The organism is Pseudomonas sp. REB1044 (assembly GCF_038813925.1).
Lineage (GTDB): Bacteria > Pseudomonadota > Gammaproteobacteria > Pseudomonadales > Pseudomonadaceae > Aquipseudomonas > Aquipseudomonas boreofloridensis.
In genome coordinates this window covers 3,969,297-3,986,848 of record NZ_CP046139.1, presented here as the reverse complement: position 1 = coordinate 3,986,848, position 17,552 = coordinate 3,969,297, and the positions used below count along the sequence as shown (strand labels likewise).

Genomic DNA, 17,552 nt, shown 5'->3' with positions numbered 1-17,552 from the left:
GTATGATAGCCGCCCCATGCAAAACACTGAAAATATATCCAGCCCGTCGGGCGCGCCTAGACCATGATCAGCAATGAACTAAAAGCCACCATCCAGGGCGCCTACTCGCGTTTTCTCGAAGCCAAGAGCCTCAAGCCTCGCTACGGCCAGCGCCTGATGATCGCCGAAGTGGCCAAGGTGCTCGGCGATATCGCTTGTGACGAGGAAGGTCGTCGATCTGGTGAACCCGCCGTGGTGGCGGTCGAGGCCGGCACCGGTACCGGCAAGACGGTCGCCTACAGCCTCGCCGCGATCCCCGCTGCCAAGGCTGCGGGCAAGCGTCTGGTGATTGCCACCGCCACCGTCGCCTTGCAGGAGCAGATCGTCTTCAAGGATCTTCCCGACCTGATGCGCAACAGCGGCCTGAATTTCAGCTTCGCGCTGGCCAAAGGGCGGGGCCGCTACCTGTGCCTGTCCAAACTCGACGTGCTGCTGCAGGAAGGCCACGCGCAGTCGGCCACCGCTCAGTTGTTCGAAGAGGAAGGTTTCCACATCGAGGTGGATGAGCGCAGCCAGAAGCTGTTCAACAGCATGATCGAGAAGCTTGCCGGCAACCGCTGGGATGGCGACCGCGACAGTTGGCCCGAAACCCTCGAGGACCAGGACTGGGCGCGCCTGACCACCGACCACAGCCAGTGCACTGGCCGGCATTGCCCGAATTTTCAGCAGTGTGTCTTCTATAAAGCTCGCGAAGGCATGGGTAAGGTCGACGTCATCGTCACCAACCATGACATGGTGCTTGCCGACCTAGCGCTCGGTGGCGGTGCAGTGCTGCCCGACCCACGCGACACGATGTACGTGTTCGACGAAGGCCACCACCTGCCGGACAAGGCTATCGGCCATTTCGCCCACTATTCGCGTCTGCGCTCCACCGCCGACTGGCTGGAGCAGACCGCCAAGAACCTGGCCAAGCTGCTGGCCCAGCACCCGCTGCCAGGCGACCTTGGCCGGCTGATCGAGCAGGTGCCGGAGTTGGCGCGGGAAATCCGCACCCAGCAGCAGTTCATGTTCACCCTGTGCGAACAGGTAGCCGACTTCCGCGTGGGCGAAGACATGGAGGGCCGTGACCGCCCGCGCTATCGCTTCGAGGGGGGTGTGGTGCCCGAGCAGATCCGCGAGGTGGGCATCGAGCTCAAGAAAGGCTTCGCCCGGCTCAATGACCTGTTCACCCGCTTGGCCGACCTGCTCAAGGAAGGCATGGATGGTGAGGTCAACATCGGCATCGCCAGTCATCAGGCCGAAGAGTGGTACCCGCTGTTCGGCAGCCTGGTGACTCGCGCCCAGGGTAATTGGGAGCTGTGGACGGCGTTCACTGCCGAAGATCCGCAGGACAGTCCGCCCATGGCGCGCTGGTTGACCCTCGCCGAAAGCGGCGCGCTGTTCGACATCGAAGTCAATGCCAGCCCGATCCTTGCCGCCGAGATGCTGCGGCGCAATCTCTGGCATGTCGCCTACGGTGCCTTGGTCACCTCGGCGACGTTGACGGCGCTCGGCAAGTTCGACCGGTTCCGCATGCGCTCGGGGCTGCCCCGCGATGCCGTCACCTGCGTGGTGCCCAGTCCCTTCGTGCACGGCGATGCCGGTCTGCTGCGCGTACCGGACCTGGGCGCCGACCCGCGCGATGCCGCCGGGCATACCGCAGCCATCATCCGCGAACTGCCAGCGATCGTCGAAGACGCGCGCGGTGCGCTGGTGCTGTTCTCGTCGCGCAAGCAGATGCAGGATGTGTTCGACGGCCTGGACCGCGACTGGCGCAAGCTGGTGCTGATCCAGGGCAACCTGTCCAAGCAGGAAACCCTGAACAAGCACAAGGCGCGGGTCGACGACGGCCAGCACAGTGTCCTGTTCGGCCTCGCCAGCTTTGCCGAAGGGGTCGACCTGCCAGGTGCCTACTGCGAGCACGTGGTCATCGCCAAGATCCCATTTGCGGTGCCCGACGACCCGGTTGAAGCTGCGCTCGCCGAATGGATCGAGGCCCGTGGCGGCAATCCGTTCATGGAAATTGCCGTGCCCGATGCCTCGCTGCGTCTGATCCAGGCGTGCGGTCGCCTGCTGCGTACCGAGCAGGACCGCGGCGTCATCACCTTGCTCGACCGGCGTCTGGTCACCCAGCGCTACGGCAAGGCTATCCTCAATGCACTGCCGCCCTTCCGGCGGGAGATTCAGTAAACGGCTGGAGCACGATGCTCCGGCCTGTTGTCCATGACTCGATACGGGCCCATGAGGGCCTTGAAGGAGAGCCCCGTCCACATGATCCGCCGCACCCTGCCCGTTGTCCTTACCCTGTTGTGCAGCACTGGCGTGCTGGCTGGGCAGCAGACGCTGTTCAGCTTCGTGCGTCCGACCTCGATGGTGACGGTCACCACTGAAGATACCGGCATGCCGCAATACAATGCGGAACAGACGGCCGAGGGCGAGGTGCTTCGACGCGTGGTGTTCAACCCGGTGGCGCATCCTACCCTGCGCCTGAGTCCTCAGACTGGCGTGTGGGACTGGTCGGCTGGGCAGTTCCTGACGCTGCGCCTGCAGAGTGCCCAGGACTGGGCGCTGACCGTGGATGTGACGGTCACGGGCGGTGACGGCCGCAGCCTGGTCAGCCGTATCGATCTGCCGGCAGGCCCGGCGCAAACGGTGATGGTGCCGCTCAAGGCCAGTTCGCCGCTCAGCCAGGGCATGCGCGCCGGCCCGCCGATGCCCTGGAGTTACGACGGCCAACGTCTGCTGTTGACCAGTAGCAGCGGCGAGCTGGACCTCAAACAGGTGGCGTCGGTCAGCTTGAGCATTCCCCAGCCCAAGGTCGCGCAGAACCTGCTGGTGGAAAAGCTCGGCCTGGAGAGCGACGACCGCGTGGTGCGTGCGGTCTACAGCGAGTTGATCGATGCCTATGGTCAGTCCACTCGCAGTCGCTGGCCAGAAAAGATCGCCAGCGACGAGCAACTCAAGGCAGCCGATGTCCGCGAACAGCAGCAACTCAAACGTTGGCTGGGCGAGCGCGAGCAACAGTCGCTCGACCTTTATGGCGGCGTGATCGCCGGTCCGGCCTTCGAGGCCCAGGGCTTCTTCAGAACCGAAAAGCGCGATGGGCGCTGGTATCTGGTCACGCCGCAAGGCCATGCGTTCTATTCCCTGGGCGTCAATGCCGTGGCTGCGGACGGTGGGCGCACCTACGTCGCTGGACGGGAAACGATGTTCAAGGGCCTGCCGGCGCAGGGCGAGGCACTCTCGGCATTCTATGGTGAAGGCAACAATGACGATGGCAACGCGTCTTCCCAGGGGCGCGGCTTCAAGCAAGGCCGCTGGTTCGACTTCTACGCGGCCAACCTGCAGCGCACCTACGCCAAGCCCTGCACGCCGGTCGCCGAGAGCCAAGGGCCTGCCGACTGTGCGGCTGCGACCCTCGATGCGACGCGCTGGCAAACCCATAGCCTCGACCGGTTGCTGGCCTGGGGTTTCAATACCTTGGGTAATTGGAGCGATCCAGCGTTGGGTGAGGCGCAGAGGGTGCCTTACACCCTGCCACTGTCGATTGTCGGTGATTACGCCAGCATTAGTACGGGCATGGACTGGTGGGGCCGCATGCCCGATCCGTTCGACCCGCGCTTTGCCATGGCTACCGAGCGGGCGGTGGCCATCGCGACCCGCGACCACCGCGACGATCCTTGGCTGATCGGCTATTTCGCCGACAACGAGCTGGCCTGGGCAGCGCCTGGCGACGATCCCAAGGCGCGTTATGGCCTGGCCTTCGGTACGCTTCGGCTGACCACCGATGTGCCCGCCAAGCGCGCGTTCCTCAAGCAGTTGCGCGACAAGTACCGCAACCAGGAGGGTCTGTCGAAAGCCTGGGGCATCGAGCTCAAGGCCTGGGAACTGATGGAAGACCCAGGCTTCGAGGCGCCGTTGCCCAATGCCGAGCATCCGGAGATCGAGCGTGACTATCAGTACTTCCAGCAGGTGTTCGCCCAGACCTACTTCAAGACCATCTCCGATGCCCTGAAGTGGCATGCACCCAATCACCTGCTGCTGGGTGGGCGCTATGCGATCAGCACACCGGAAGCGGTCCAGGCATGCGCCGAGTTCTGCGATGTCATCAGTTTCAACTTCTATACCCTCAAGCCCCAGGACGGCTACGACTTCGCGCGTCTGGCCGAGTTGGACAAGCCGGTACTGGTCTCGGAATTCCAGTTCGGCTCGCGCGACCGTGGTCCGTTCTGGCCTGGGCCGCTGGAAGTGGAGCGGGAAGAGGATCGAGGTCCGGCCTACGGCAATTTCCTCAAGGCCGCGCTGGCCCAGCCAATGATCGTCGGGGCGCATTGGTTCCAGTACCTGGATCAGCCCGCCAGTGGCCGGCTGCTCGATGGTGAGAACGGCCATCTCGGGCTGGTGGCCATCACCGATGTCGCCTATCCGGGCTTCGTCGAAGCGGTGCGCAAGAGCAATCGGGAAACCCTCGAGGAGGTGCGTCGAATGCTGGAGTCCAAGACGCCCTGAGCATCGTTGGGGAACTTGGGCTTTTTCCGACAACCTTCCGGCCACATTCAGTAGGCAAAACCGCCAACTACTGAAACAATGCCCGCCTTTGACTGGCAAGTGGTACGGAGAGCGGGCGGGTGCACATTCAGGGTCACTTTGAGCTGAAGTTCGAGGCAGTGCGCGACGCCTTTGCCGCCTTGTTCGAGGATTCCCAGGAGCGTGGTGCGGCGCTGTGCATTCAGGTGGGCGGCGAGACCGTCATCGACCTGTGGGCGGGCACAGCCGACAAGGATGGGCAGCAGGCTTGGCACAGTGACACCCTTGCTAACCTGTTTTCCTGTACCAAGACCTTCACCGCAGTAACCGCGCTGCAGTTGGTCGGCGAGGGCAAGCTGGCACTGGATGCCCTGTGGCCCGTTACTGGCCCGAGTTTGCCCAGGCTGGCAAGGAAGGCATCACGCTGCGCCATCTGCTCAGTCACCGTGCCGGCCTGCCAGCCATCCGTCATCTGCTGCCGGCCGAGGCGCTCTACGACTGGTCGTTCATGGTCGATACCCTGGCGGCCGAGGCGCCTTGGTGGACACCGGGCACTGAGCATGGCTATGCCGCCATCACCTACGGCTGGCTGATCGGCGAGCTGATCCGGCGCGCCGACGGTCGCGGCCCGGGCGACTCGATTGTGGCCCGCACAGCGCGTCCTCTGGGCCTGGATTTCCATGTGGGCTTGGACGATGCCGAATTTCACCGTGTCGCGCATATCGCTCGCGGCAAGGGCAACCCCGGAGACGCCGCTGCCCAGCGCTTGCTGCAGGTGACGATGCGTGAGCCGCAGGCGCTGTCCACCCGCGCTTTCACCAATCCCCCGGCGATTCTCACCAGCACCAACAAGCCCGAGTGGCGCCGCATGCAGCAACCGGCTGCCAATGGCCACGGCACTGCGCGCAGCCTGGCTGGTTTCTACGCCGGTCTGCTCGATGGCAGTCTGCTGGAATCGGAACTGCTCGATGAGTTGACCCGCGAACACAGCCTTGGCCAGGACCGGACGCTGCTGACCCAGACCTGCTTCGGCCTGGGCTGCATGCTCGACCAGCCCCAGGTCGCCAACGCCACGTTCGGGCTGGGCGCACGGGCGTTCGGTCATCCCGGCGCAGGTGGTTCGGTCGGTTTTGCCGACCCGGAGTACGACGTGGCGTTCGGCTTTGTCACCAACACCCTCGGGCCTTACGTGCTGATGGATCCGCGGGCGCAGAAACTGGTGCGGGTACTGTCCAATTGCCTTTGATCGGGTAATGCGGGTAATGCCCGATTCCTTTGACTATCCTCAATGCCAACGCCACCACGGGTGGGCAAAATCTTCTTCTAATTCATGGTGTATCGCCGATGTCTTCACACAAAACCTTAGCACTCGCCCTGTGCCTGGCCATGACCGGCTGCGCCAGCCAAACCCCGGATGGCTCCAAGAGCGCGGCCCTGAGCTGGTGGCCGTTCGGTTCGGACAAGGTCGCTGACCAGGAAGTGAAAGCGGCGGTCACCGAAAAGGTTGCGAAAGCTGACGCCAAGTCCGAGGGCGGCAGTCATTGGTGGTGGCCGTTTGGCTCGAGCGAGAAGCAGGCTGAAGCGCCAGTCGTACCGAAGATCGACCAGAAGGCCACCCAGGCCTGGCTGGATGCGTACGAACCCAAGCTGCGCGAAGCCGCCAAGGACAGCAAGCTGGAGGTGGAGCGTCGTGAAGATGTACTGGTCGTGATCCTGCCGGTCGACGGTTCGTACAACCCAGATCGACCCAATATGCTGCTTCCCGTCACGCTCGGCCCCATCACCCGTGTGGCCAAGGTTGTCGAAGGCGATCCCAAAACCGCAGTGCTGGTGCTCGGCCACGCCGATACCAGCGGTGTTGCCGTCGCCAATCAGAAACTCAGCCTGGAACGCGCGGCCTCGGTATCGGCTATTTTCCGTTTGAGCGGCCTGCAGCGTGATCGCCTCAACCTCAAGGGCATGGGTGCGGTCATGCCGCGTGCAGCCAATGACAGTGTCGAGGGCCGGGCGCTGAACCGCCGTGTCGAGATGCTGCTGACCCCGCAGAACACCATGCTGGCGCTGCTCGCCAAGTATCAGCAGGCAGCCCCAGCGCCTATGGCTGCTCCGGCGGCCATGGTTGCTACGCAGGATGCCAAAGCGCCAGTCAAGGCCGCTGCGGCCAAGCCAGCCGCCAAACCTGCGACCAAGGCCGCCGCCAAGCCTGCTGCGAAGAAGACCGCGAGCAAGGCTGCCGCCAAGCCTGCAGCTAAGAAGGCGGCTGCAAAACCCGCCGCGAAAAAGGCGACCACCACCACGGACAAGAAAGTCGCCGCCAATAGCCCTGCGAAGACCAACTGATCGTCAAGGAAACGCAGCAATGACCCAATCCCTGGCCGATATGCGGCGCGACTACACCCGTGATGGCCTGGCCGAAGACCAGGCCCGGCCGAGCCCTTCGCCTTGTTCCACCACTGGTTCGGCGATGCGGTGAAGACCGAGCAGCCGCCAGTGGAGGCCAACGCCATGACGCTGGCCACGGTCGATGGTCAGGGGCGCCCGCATTGCCGGGTGCTGCTGCTCAAAGGGCTCGATGAGCGCGGGTTCACTTTTTTCACCAACTACGAGAGCGCCAAGGGCCAGCAACTGCTGGTCAGTCCTTTTGCGGCCATGACCTTTTTCTGGCCTGCGCTGGAGCGTCAGGTGCGCATCGAGGGACGAGTGGAAAAGGTCTCGGCGAAGGAGTCGGACGATTACTATCAGGTGCGTCCTCTGGGTAGTCGCCTAGGTGCCTGGGCGTCGCCGCAAAGCCGGGTGATCGCTGACCGTGCCGAGCTCGAAGGCCTGGTCAAGGCTACCGAAGCGCGGTTCTCCGACACTCAGCCGCACTGTCCGGAACATTGGGGCGGCTATCGTTTGCTGCCTGAGCGCATCGAATTCTGGCAAGGCCGTTCGAGCCGTTTGCACGATCGTCTGAATTATCGCTGGATCGACGGTGTGTGGCAGCGGGAGCGCCTGGCGCCTTAATCGGTGAGGGCCGTTCAGGTTCTCGTTTTCACGCAGCTTCCTTCGCGTAGGCATCGGCCTCACGCTTCAACCAGTCCGCTAGTTGCCCTCGAGCGATCTTCTGATCTCGCGCCTGTACCGATCGTTGCAGCATGTAGGCACCTTTTGCGACGTCCTGGCCCGCCAGTGATAGCGCCAGGTCACGGTCCATCCAGCGCCGCATACGCAGGTACAGCCAGCCGTGAAAGTACAGGCCGGCGGCGGTGGTCACCGCGACGATGAAGTAATCCATGGCTATCATTGGTCTCAGTATTCAAGCGCGGCGATGGGCTATTGCCTGTACCTGAACTGAATGAAAACAATTTAATAGCCTGGGTGTCGTGACACCCATCAATACGCGGAGTCTAATGGACACCTGACTTATGGAGATTTCCCATGCGTAAATCCGTTCTGCTGATGGCCAGCTTCACCACCATGGCGCTGCTGCTCGGCGGTTGCCAGTCGAGCCTGACCGGCGACAGCTATTCCCGTGACGAGGCCCGCCGTGTGCAAACCGTGCGCATGGGCACCATCGAATCCCTGCGTCCGGTGAAGATCGAAGGCAGCAAGACGCCGATCGGTGGTGGCGCAGGTGCCATCGTCGGTGGTGTTGCAGGCAGCGCAGTCGGCGGCGGTCGTGGCAGCATCGTCGCTGCGGTGATTGGTGCAGTGGCCGGTGGCCTGGCGGGTTCTGCCGCCGAAGAGGGCTTGACCCGCACTCAAGGTGTCGAAATCACCGTGCGTGAAGACGATGGCAGCATGCGAGCCTATGTGCAGCAAGTGCAGCAGAACGAGATCTTCCGCGTTGGCGAGCGCGTGCGCATCATGACGGTCGATGGCACCAGTCGCGTTACCCACTGATTGCTCAATATAAAAAACCCGACTCGGCACGGCCGGTCGGGTTTTTTTGCGCTTGGCGATCAGGGCGTGGCCATTGCAGGATCGCGCTGGCGACTGGCTGCCGCCGTGACGGCGTAGCCGATCAACGCCGCGAAGAACGAGCCGGTCAGAATGCCCATTCGATCCTCGCCCGCATATTCGCTCACCCCTGAAGGGAAGGCCAGGGATCCGACGAACAGGCTCATTGTGAATCCGATCCCGCACAAGATGGCTACACCGAAAACCTGGCCCCAATTGGCGCCTGCTGGCAGCGAAGCCAGGCGCAGCTTTATGGCGACCCAAGTCAGGCCGAACACACCGACCGTTTTGCCCAGCACCAGGCCGATGGCTACGCCCAGCGGCACGGAGTGGATGAAGCTCTGAGCCGTGACACCGACCAGCGAAACCCCGGCGTTGGCGAAGGCGAACAAGGGAAGGATCGCATAGGCCACCCAAGGGTGCAGCGCATGCTCCAACGTGATCAGCGGCGAGGCGGTTTTGTCGTCGTGGCCCCGCAGCGGGATGAACATCGCCAACATGACGCCTGCAAGCGTGGCATGGATGCCGCTTTTCAGCACGCAGACCCACAGCACCAGGCCGACGATCAGGTAGGGTGCCAAGCGTTTGACCCCCAGCCGATTCATCCCCAGCAGTACTAGCAGACACGCGCCTGCCAGGCTCAGCGCCAGACTCGAAAGGGCACCCGAATAGAACAGGGCGATGATGATGATCGCGCCCAGGTCATCGATGATTGCCAGCGTCATCAGGAACAGTTTCAGCGACACTGGTACGCGCTTGCCGAGCAGTGCCAGCACGCCGAGGGCGAAGGCGATATCGGTCGCCGTGGGGATTGCCCAACCCGCCAATGTGGCCGGGTTGTCGCGGTTGATGAACCAGTAGATCAAGGCGGGCACCAGCATACCGCCGACGGCTGCGGTCGCTGGAAGAATGATTTGCGATGGCTTGGACAGCTGACCCTGGAAGACTTCTCGCTTGACCTCAAGGCCGATCAGCAGGAAGAACAGTGCCATGAGGCCATCGTTGATCCACAGCAGCAGGGGCTTGGCGATATGCAGGTCGCTGATCTGCACGGCCACCGGTACGTCGAGGAAACTGACGTACCAGTGCGAAAGGGAAGAGTTGTTGATGATCAGGGCAATGACCGCTGCAGTGATCAGCAGCAGGCCGCTGGCGGATTCCAGCTGAAGGAAGCGATTGATAAGACTGCGCACGGATGGGCGGCTCCACGACTTGGGCGAACAGGGGATATACCCTAGCGTGCAGCGTTATGCTTTAGAATAAAAACTATATTCTTTTTTGTTATAACGTGTTGCCGTTTGGGTAGGGGAAGGCTAGAGGTCTTAAAGGCTGAGTGCTGAGCGAAAAGTCTCTGCGTGGCGTCGAAAATTCCGAAAAATGGGTACAGCCCCGGGGGCGACGTTGCCCCCAGGACAGCGCGATCAGGCGTCGATACCCAGCATGCTTCTGGCCACCGCTTCGGCAATGCGAATGCCGTCCACGCCGGCCGAAAGAATACCGCCGGCATAGCCTGCGCCCTCACCGGCAGGGAACAGCCCTTTGAGGTTCAGGCTCTGGTAGTCCTGCCCGCGGGTAATGCGCAGTGGCGAGGATGTGCGCGTTTCGATACCGGTCAGCACCGCGTCGTGCAGGTTGTAGCCTTTGATCTGGCGGTCGAACGCTGGCAGTGCCTCGCGGATCGCTTCGATAGCGAACGCGGGTAGGCTAGGCGCCAGATCGCCGAGGGTGACGCCCGGTTTGTAGGAAGGCTCGACGCTACCCAAGGCAGTGGACGCACGCCCGGCGACGAAGTCGCCCACCAGTTGCGCAGGCGCCTGGTAGTTGCTGCCGCCCAGCACGTAGGCGTGTGCCTCCAGACGCTCCTGCAACTCGATACCGGCCAGTGGACCGCCTGGGTAGTCCCGCTCCGGATCGATGCCCACGACGATGCCCGAGTTGGCGTTACGCTCGTTGCGCGAATACTGGCTCATGCCATTGGTGACCACCCGGCCTGGCTCGCTGGTGGCGGCCACTACCGTGCCTCCCGGGCACATGCAGAAGCTGTACACCGACCGGCCGTTGCTGGCGTGGTAGACCAGTTTGTAATCCGCCGCGCCCAGTTTCGGGTGTCCGGCATACTTGCCCAAGCGCGCTTTGTCGATCAGCGATTGTGGATGCTCGATGCGAAAGCCCACCGAGAACGGCTTGGCTTCCATGAACACGCCCCTGGCGTGCAGCATGCGGAAGGTGTCGCGGGCGCTATGCCCCAACGCCAGCACCACATGTCGCGATTGCAGTTGCTCGCCGCTTTCCAGCACGACCCCCGTGAGTTGCTCGCCCTCGGTCAACAGGTCAGTGACTTTTTCCTGGAAACGGATCTCACCGCCCAGGGCAATGATTTCCTCTCGCATCTTTTCGACCATGCTGGTCAGACGGAACGTACCGATGTGCGGCTTGTTGATGTAGAGGATTTCCTCCGGCGCGCCGGCCTTGACGAATTCGTTGAGCACCTTGCGGCCGTGATGCTGGGGATCCTTGATCTGGCTGTACAGCTTGCCATCGGAGAACGTACCGGCGCCGCCTTCGCCGAACTGCACGTTGGACTCGGGGTTGAGCACGCTTTTGCGCCACAGGCCCCAGGTGTCCTTGGTGCGTTGGCGCACCTCCTTGCCGCGTTCCAGCACGATCGGCCTGAAGCCCATCTGCGCCAGCAGCAGGCCAGCGAAGATACCGCAGGGGCCGAAGCCGACTACCAGCGGACGCTCGGCCAGTTCGGCAGGTGCATGGCCGACGAATTTGTAGGTGACATCCGGCGCCACACCGACATTGCGATCGTCGACGAAGCGGCGCAGCACTTCGTCTTCGTTGTTGGTTTCCAGGTCGATGGTATAGATGAACAGCAGCTCGCTGTTCTTCTTGCGCGCATCGTAGCTGCGCTTGAACAGGTTGAAGCTCAGCAGTTGATCGTCACGGATGCCCAGGCGCTGGACGATGGCCTCGCGCAGGGCCTCGTCGGGATGGTCCAAGGGCAGCTTCAGTTCGGTGATTCGTAGCATGGCACGTCCAGTATCGCGGCCATGGGCGGCCGGCGGCTTTAAACAAACCGCCAAGTATAAGCTGTTAGCCGCCTCGACTGGCAGGATAAAAGTGTCCGGCGATCACTTGTCCCGCGCACCACCGTAGTAGGCGCAGCCTTGCAGGCTCTGGCCGTCGATGCGCAGTTCGGCGCGCAGGTGACGCATGTCGCCCGTACCGCGCTCGACGCAGCGTTGCGGCGCCACCCACAGTTCGACACGCTGACCGTTGGCTTCGCTGGACAGGCTCAAGCCACCGCCAGGCATCTGCTCTTCGAGGAACGGCAATGGCAGCGGATCCTTGCCTGCGCGGTTGATCACCATACCTTTGCCGCTGGCCTTGATGTCCCAGTCGGGCTCATGCCCGCCGGCGCGTAGCGTCAATTGCTTGAAGTTCGGGTCTTCGCAGGCGTTGGCCGACGCTTCTACGCGGTACAGCCGAGTCACCTCCAACTGCCCATCGCTGTTGGCAGCGCGACTGCCGGCCAGACGCCCGCGAACATCGGCGAACAAGGTGGCTTTTGGCCCGCCTGCCAGGTTGGCCGCCTCCTGAAGAATGCCGGTGCCGGCCGCGTCCTTGACCACGAAGTGGCGCGCTTCGCTGCAGGGTTTGAACAGCAGTTGACCGTCGGCCGCGCTCAATTCGCCCTGCAAGCGTGTGCTGCCGACGTTGGGATCGCTCGGTTGCTCGGCGAACATCTGGCAGCCGGCGAACAGCGGCAGCATGGCAGCGAGCAGAAGAGAAGAGGTGAAGCGCATCGGGTGGACTCCGGGGTCGCGTGGGTCGAGGGAGCTCACGTTACCCAGCGTAGGTCCGGTCCACAAGAGGGGGACAGGAGCGACGAAGCGCCACTCCTGTCGCGCGAGCATCAGCCGCCGAGGTAGGCGTCGCGTACTTTCGGATCGGTCAACAAGGCTTGGCCTGCGCCTTGCATCACAACCTTGCCGTTTTCCAGCACATAGGCGCGGTCGGCGATCTTCAGTGCCTGATTGGCATTCTGCTCTACCAGGAACACCGTTACGCCATCACGGCGCAGTTGCTCGATGATGTCGAAGATCTGCTGGATGATGATCGGCGCCAGGCCCAGCGACGGCTCATCGAGCAGCAGCAGCTTGGGCTTGCTCATCAGCGCCCGACCGATGGCGAGCATCTGCTGCTCGCCGCCGGACATGGTGCCGCCACGCTGGTTGAAGCGCTCCTTCAGACGCGGAAAAAGGGCCAGGACCTTGTCCATCTGGGCTTGATAGTCGCCCTTGTCGGTGAAGAAACCGCCCATGGCCAGGTTTTCCTCGACCGTCAGACGGGCGAACACGCGGCGGCCTTCGGGTACGACCGCGATGCTCTTGCGCATGATGTGCGAGGAGGGCTGGCCCACCAGTTCTTCGCCCAGGTAGCGGATACTGCCGCTATGCGCCTGCGGCGAGCCGCACAGGGTCATCAGCAACGTCGACTTGCCCGCGCCGTTGGCACCGATCAGGGTGACGATCTCACCCTGATTGATCTCCACATTGACGCTGTGCAGCGCCTGGACCTTGCCGTAGAAGGTGGAAACGTTCTCGAATTTCAGCATTTACGCTTCCCCCAGGTAGGCCTTGATCACATCAGGGTTGGCACGGATCTGCTCCGGCGTGCCATCGGCCAGGGGCGTACCCTGGTTGATCACCACAATATGGTCGGAAATGCTCATCACCAGCTTCATGTCGTGCTCGATCAGCAGCACGGTCACGTCATGGGATTCGCGCAGGTACCCGATCAAGGCTTTGAGGTCTTCGGTTTCCTTAGGGTTCAGGCCCGCGGCCGGTTCATCGAGCATGATGATACGCGGCCGGGTCATCATGCAGCGGGCGATCTCCAGGCGGCGCTGCTGACCATAGGCCAACGTGCCTGCGGTGCGGTTGGCGAACTCGGTCAGGTTGACCTTGTCCAGCCAGTACTGGGCGCGCTCCAGGGCTTCCTTCTCGCTGCGGCGGAAACCTGGCGTCTTGAACAGCCCGGCGAAGAAGTTGGTGTTCAGGTGGCGGTGCTGGGCGATCAGCAGGTTTTCCAGCGCGGTCATTTCCTTGAACAGGCGAACGTTCTGGAAAGTGCGCACCACGCCTTTGCGGGCGATCTGATGTCCGGCCAAGCCCTGAATGGGCTGGCCATCGAGCAGGATAGTGCCGCCGCTGGGCTTGTAGAAGCCGGTCAGGCAGTTGAATACGGTGGTCTTGCCAGCACCATTCGGACCGATCAAGGCCACCACCTGTTTTTCCTTGACGGTCAGGCCCACGCCATTGACCGCCAATAAGCCGCCGAAGCGCATGCTCAGGCCGCTGACTTGCAGAATTTCGCGGCTCATCGACGCAGCTCCATATGGGGACGTTGCATGGGCAGCAAGCCCTGGGGACGCCAGATCATCATCAACACCATCAGCGCACCGAACATCAGCATCCGATACTCGCTGAAGTCGCGCATCAACTCAGGCAACAGGATCATCACGATGGCCGCAAGAATTACGCCCAACTGAGAGCCCATGCCGCCGAGCACGACGATGGCCAGGATGATCGCTGACTCGATGAAGGTGAATGACTCCGGTGTCACCAGACCCTGGCGCGCGGCGAAGAAACTGCCGGCGAAACCGGCGAAGCTGGCGCCCAGAGTGAAGGCGGAGAGCTTGATTACGGTCGGGTTCAGGCCAAGCGCACGGCAGGCGATCTCATCTTCGCGTAGCGCTTCCCATGCTCGTCCGATGGGCATGCGCAGCAGGCGGTTGATCACGAACAATGCGAGCAATGCCAATACCAGCGCTACCAGATAGAGGAAGATGACCTTGTTGATCGAGTTGTATTCCAGGCCGAAGTACTCGTGGAAGGTCTGCATTCCCTCGGCGGCGCGGCGCTCGAAGGTCAGACCGAAGAAGGTCGGCTTTTCGATGCCGCTGATGCCGTTGGGCCCGCCGGTCCAGTCGGTGAGGTTGCGCAGGAACAGGCGAATGATCTCGCCGAAGCCCAGCGTGACGATCGCCAGGTAGTCGCCGCGCAGGCGCAGTACCGGGAAACCGAGCAGGAAACCAAAAGTCGCGGCCATCAGGCCGGCGATCGGCAGGCACACCCAGAAGCTCCAGCCCAAGTAATGCGAGAGCATGGCGTAGCTATAGGCGCCGACGGCATAGAAACCGACGTAACCCAGGTCGAGCAGACCGGCCAGGCCCACCACGATGTTCAGCCCCAAGCCCAGCAGAACGTAGATCAGGATCAACGTGGCGATATCGACTGCCCCGCGTGAGCCGAAGAACGGCCATACCAGTGCAACCGCGATCAGGCCGAGGATGACCCAGCGCTGAGTCTTGGGCAGGGTCATGAAGTTGCTCACCGAAGGCGGAATCAGTTTGCGTTCGGTGCGGCTACCCATGACCGCGCTCCACTGCCGGTCGAACAGCACACGCAGGAACATCAGCAGCGAGCACGCGGCGATCACGGCGAGGGTGAATTCGCCCTGGCTGTGCACGACCAGGTTGATGCCGTCGATGCTCAGTTTCAGGCCCAGCACCGGGAAGGCCACGGCCCAGACCAGCAAGGCGCTGAACAGCGCCTGTTTGAGATTTTTGTTCATACTTTTTCAACCTCCGGACGGCCCAGGATGCCGGTCGGCCGGAACAACAGGACAAGAACCAACAAGCCGAACGCTACGACGTCCTTGTATTGGTCGCCGAAGATGTCTGCGCCGAACGCTTCGGCCACACCCAGCACCAACCCGCCGAGCATGGCCCCCGGGATGCTGCCGATGCCGCCCAGTACTGCTGCGGTGAACGCCTTCAGCCCCACGAGGAAGCCGGCGTTGGGGTTGATCACGCCGTACTGCATGCTCAGCAGCACGGCTGCCACCGCCGCCAGTGCGGCGCCGATGACGAAGGTCAGGGCGATGATGTTGTTGGTGTTGATGCCCAGCAGGTTGGCCATCTTGATGTCCTCGGCGCAGGCGCGACAGGCGCGGCCCAGGCGGGAGCGGGAGATGAACAGCGTCAGGCAGGTCATCGCCACCAAGGTAACCACGAACACCAGGATCTGCATGTAGGACACCAGCACTTCTTCCGCGCCGCCCGGACCGAAGGAGAAGGCTCCCGGAATCAGGTTGGGGATGGATTTGTCCTTGGAGTCCTGCGACAGGAGCACGGTGTTCTGCAGGAAGATCGACATGCCGATCGCGGAAATCAGCGGGATCAGGCGATTGCTGTTGCGCAGCGGACGGTACGCCACCCGCTCGATGCTGTAGCCATAGGCGCTGGTGACGCAGATGGTGGCGACGAAGGCCACGGTCATCAGGATCGGCAGCGAGTGAATGCCCATCATGGCCAGCCCGGCAAGGGCGATGAAGGCCACGTAGGATCCGATCATGTAGACCTCGCCGTGGGCGAAGTTGATCATCCCGATGATGCCGTACACCATCGTGTAACCGATGGCGATCAAGGCATAGGTGCTGCCGATGGTCAATCCATTAACCAGTTGTTGGAAGAAATGGTAGATCTCAGGCATTACAGCGCTCCTAAAAACCTGATGTGCATTTCGCTGGCTGGGGTAACGGCCAGGAAACCGCGGGTGACGGTTTTAAGATTTTCAGGTGAGTCCGCCCCCGGATCGCGGGAGTCGGGCCCATGAACCTCGTAAAACAAAGCCCACTGCTCGCACAGTGGGCTTCTACGGTCAGCTATTTAGTCACGCGTATTACTGAGGGGAGACTTCGGTCTTCGGCTTGCCGAAGTGCCATTCGTAGACCACGAACTTGAAGTCTTCCAGGTCGCCCTTGTCATCGAAGGACAGGGTGCCGGTTGGCGTCTTGAAGGAACCTTTGTGGAGCGCCTCAGCCACCTTTTTAGTGTCTTCGGACTTGGCAGCCTTGATGCCTTCGGCGATCAATTCGACGGCCGAGTAGGCCGGGAACACGAACGGACCGCTCGGGTCCTTGCCGTCGGCCTTGATGGCGTCGACGATGGCCTTGTTCTCTGGATCGGCGTCGAACGACTTCGGCAGGGTCACCAGCAGGCCTTCGGAAGCGCCTTGGGCGATCTGCGAGATGGAGTCGTTGCCGACACCTTCCGGCCCCATGAACTTGGCTTTCAAGCCTTTTTCCTGAGCTTGGCGCAGGATCAGACCCAGTTCTGGGTGGTAGCCACCGTAGTAGACGAAGTCGACGTTGTTCTGCTTGAGCTTCTGAATGATCGAGGAGAAGTCTTTGTCGCCCGCGTTGAGGCCTTCGAAGACGGCGACCTTGACGCCTTTCTTCTCGAGGGTCTGTTTGACCGCGGTGGCGATGCCCTCACCGTACTGTTGCTTGTCGTGCAGCACTGCAACGACCTTGGGCTTGACGTGATCGGCGATGTAGTTGCCGGCCGCTGGACCCTGGGCGCTGTCCAGACCGATGGTACGGAAGATCAGCTTGTAACCGCGGGCGGTGATCTCCGGAGACGTGGCAGCAGGGGTGATCATGATCACGCCTTCGTCTTCGTAGATGTCCGACGCGGGCTGAGTGGAGCTGGAGCACAGGTGGCCGATGACGAACTTGACGCCGTCGTTGACCACTTTGTTGGCGACGGCCACGGCCTGTTTAGGGTCGCACGCGTCGTCGTATTCCTTGGCCTCAAGCATCTTGCCATCGACGCCACCCTTGGCGTTGATGTCCTTGATAGCCTGGTTGGCGCCGATGAACTGCATGTCGCCGTACTGGGTCACAGCGCCCGTCTTGGGACCGGCGATACCGATCTTGATGGTATCGGCGGCCATCGAATGGCTGGCTACCCCGGCCAGAACCATTGCGGCGAACAGCTTGGAAATCTTGATCATAGTGCTCCACTCATTCTGTTGTAATTCTTGGAGTCCTGGCGGCCAGGGCTACAGACCGGGCGAGATTCGCGGCACGCTCGTGCCATGTCGCGAGCCCACCTTCCCCGGAACAGGTCCCGGAACTGTACCGGTACAGTGTAGAGCGCTCTCTGAGCGCTTGAAAAGCGGGCGAAAAGTCCCTGTTCTGCGGGTTGT

Annotated in this window: 14 protein-coding genes and 2 pseudogenes; 6 read left to right on the top strand and 10 right to left on the bottom strand. The window is 62.2% G+C overall.

What is annotated here, in order from left to right:
- The first annotated feature begins 63 nt into the window (after positions 1-63).
- Positions 64-2,208 carry an ATP-dependent DNA helicase DinG gene (dinG, locus tag GKC70_RS18180; protein ID WP_116887709.1) on the top strand — a complete coding sequence of 715 codons (2,145 nt, stop codon included), beginning with the start codon at positions 64-66 and terminating at the stop codon, positions 2,206-2,208.
- Positions 2,209-2,289: 81 nt separating this feature from the next.
- The gene (locus GKC70_RS18175) at positions 2,290-4,527 is read left to right on the top strand and encodes a beta-galactosidase (RefSeq protein ID WP_342649491.1); all 2,238 of its coding nucleotides are present in this window, start codon (positions 2,290-2,292) and stop codon (positions 4,525-4,527) included.
- A 47-nt stretch (positions 4,528-4,574) separates the two neighbouring features.
- Here GKC70_RS18175 and GKC70_RS18170 read toward each other — a convergent pair whose 3' ends face one another.
- On the bottom strand, positions 4,575-4,820 hold the full coding sequence (locus tag GKC70_RS18170) for a hypothetical protein (protein ID WP_342651582.1): 246 nt from the start codon (positions 4,818-4,820) through the stop codon (positions 4,575-4,577).
- Here GKC70_RS18170 and GKC70_RS18165 point away from each other — a divergent pair.
- From GKC70_RS18165 to pdxH, 3 genes and pseudogenes are all read left to right on the top strand, one after another.
- Positions 4,707-5,791 (top strand): annotated as a pseudogene (locus GKC70_RS18165) (serine hydrolase domain-containing protein). The gene GKC70_RS18170 and the pseudogene GKC70_RS18165 sit on opposite strands and share 114 nt — an antisense overlap.
- A gap of 98 nt (positions 5,792-5,889) precedes the next feature.
- Entirely contained in the window at positions 5,890-6,885 is a 996-nt protein-coding gene (locus GKC70_RS18160) for an OmpA family protein (protein ID WP_342649490.1), read from the top strand.
- A 19-nt stretch (positions 6,886-6,904) separates the two neighbouring features.
- Positions 6,905-7,551, top strand: a pseudogene (gene pdxH, locus GKC70_RS18155) (pyridoxamine 5'-phosphate oxidase).
- Positions 7,552-7,579: 28 nt separating this feature from the next.
- Here the strand turns inward: pdxH and GKC70_RS18150 are convergent.
- Complete coding sequence (locus GKC70_RS18150; RefSeq protein WP_342649489.1) at positions 7,580-7,822, bottom strand: hypothetical protein; 243 nt, start codon at positions 7,820-7,822, stop codon at positions 7,580-7,582.
- Between the two features lie 143 nt (positions 7,823-7,965).
- Between GKC70_RS18150 and GKC70_RS18145 the strand changes: the two genes are divergently transcribed.
- Complete coding sequence (locus GKC70_RS18145; protein WP_029613212.1) at positions 7,966-8,430, top strand: glycine zipper 2TM domain-containing protein; 465 nt, start codon at positions 7,966-7,968, stop codon at positions 8,428-8,430.
- Between the two features lie 59 nt (positions 8,431-8,489).
- On the opposite strand, the gene nhaA is transcribed toward GKC70_RS18145, so the two are convergent.
- The 8 genes from nhaA to GKC70_RS18105 form a co-directional block, all read right to left on the bottom strand.
- The gene (gene nhaA, locus GKC70_RS18140) at positions 8,490-9,680 is read right to left on the bottom strand and encodes a Na+/H+ antiporter NhaA (protein WP_342649488.1); all 1,191 of its coding nucleotides are present in this window, start codon (positions 9,678-9,680) and stop codon (positions 8,490-8,492) included.
- Positions 9,681-9,908: 228 nt separating this feature from the next.
- On the bottom strand, positions 9,909-11,522 hold the full coding sequence (locus GKC70_RS18135) for an NAD(P)/FAD-dependent oxidoreductase (RefSeq protein WP_342649487.1): 1,614 nt from the start codon (positions 11,520-11,522) through the stop codon (positions 9,909-9,911).
- Between the two features lie 102 nt (positions 11,523-11,624).
- A complete protein-coding gene (locus GKC70_RS18130; protein ID WP_342649486.1) occupies positions 11,625-12,299 on the bottom strand; it encodes a hypothetical protein in 675 nt (224 codons plus the stop codon).
- A gap of 110 nt (positions 12,300-12,409) precedes the next feature.
- A complete protein-coding gene (locus tag GKC70_RS18125; protein WP_342649485.1) occupies positions 12,410-13,111 on the bottom strand; it encodes an ABC transporter ATP-binding protein in 702 nt (233 codons plus the stop codon).
- Positions 13,112-13,879 (bottom strand): high-affinity branched-chain amino acid ABC transporter ATP-binding protein LivG, encoded by a 768-nt coding sequence (livG, locus tag GKC70_RS18120; RefSeq protein ID WP_342649484.1) that lies wholly within the window; start codon positions 13,877-13,879, stop codon positions 13,112-13,114.
- A complete protein-coding gene (locus GKC70_RS18115) occupies positions 13,876-15,132 on the bottom strand; it encodes a high-affinity branched-chain amino acid ABC transporter permease LivM (protein ID WP_342649483.1) in 1,257 nt (418 codons plus the stop codon). The genes livG and GKC70_RS18115 overlap by 4 nt, the downstream gene beginning before the upstream one ends.
- Positions 15,129-16,052 carry a high-affinity branched-chain amino acid ABC transporter permease LivH gene (gene livH / locus GKC70_RS18110; RefSeq protein WP_039575990.1) on the bottom strand — a complete coding sequence of 308 codons (924 nt, stop codon included), beginning with the start codon at positions 16,050-16,052 and terminating at the stop codon, positions 15,129-15,131. Before livH ends, GKC70_RS18115 begins: the two co-directional genes overlap by 4 nt.
- A 189-nt stretch (positions 16,053-16,241) precedes the next feature.
- The gene (locus GKC70_RS18105) at positions 16,242-17,357 is read right to left on the bottom strand and encodes a branched-chain amino acid ABC transporter substrate-binding protein (RefSeq protein WP_342649482.1); all 1,116 of its coding nucleotides are present in this window, start codon (positions 17,355-17,357) and stop codon (positions 16,242-16,244) included.
- Positions 17,358-17,552 lie beyond the last annotated feature (195 nt).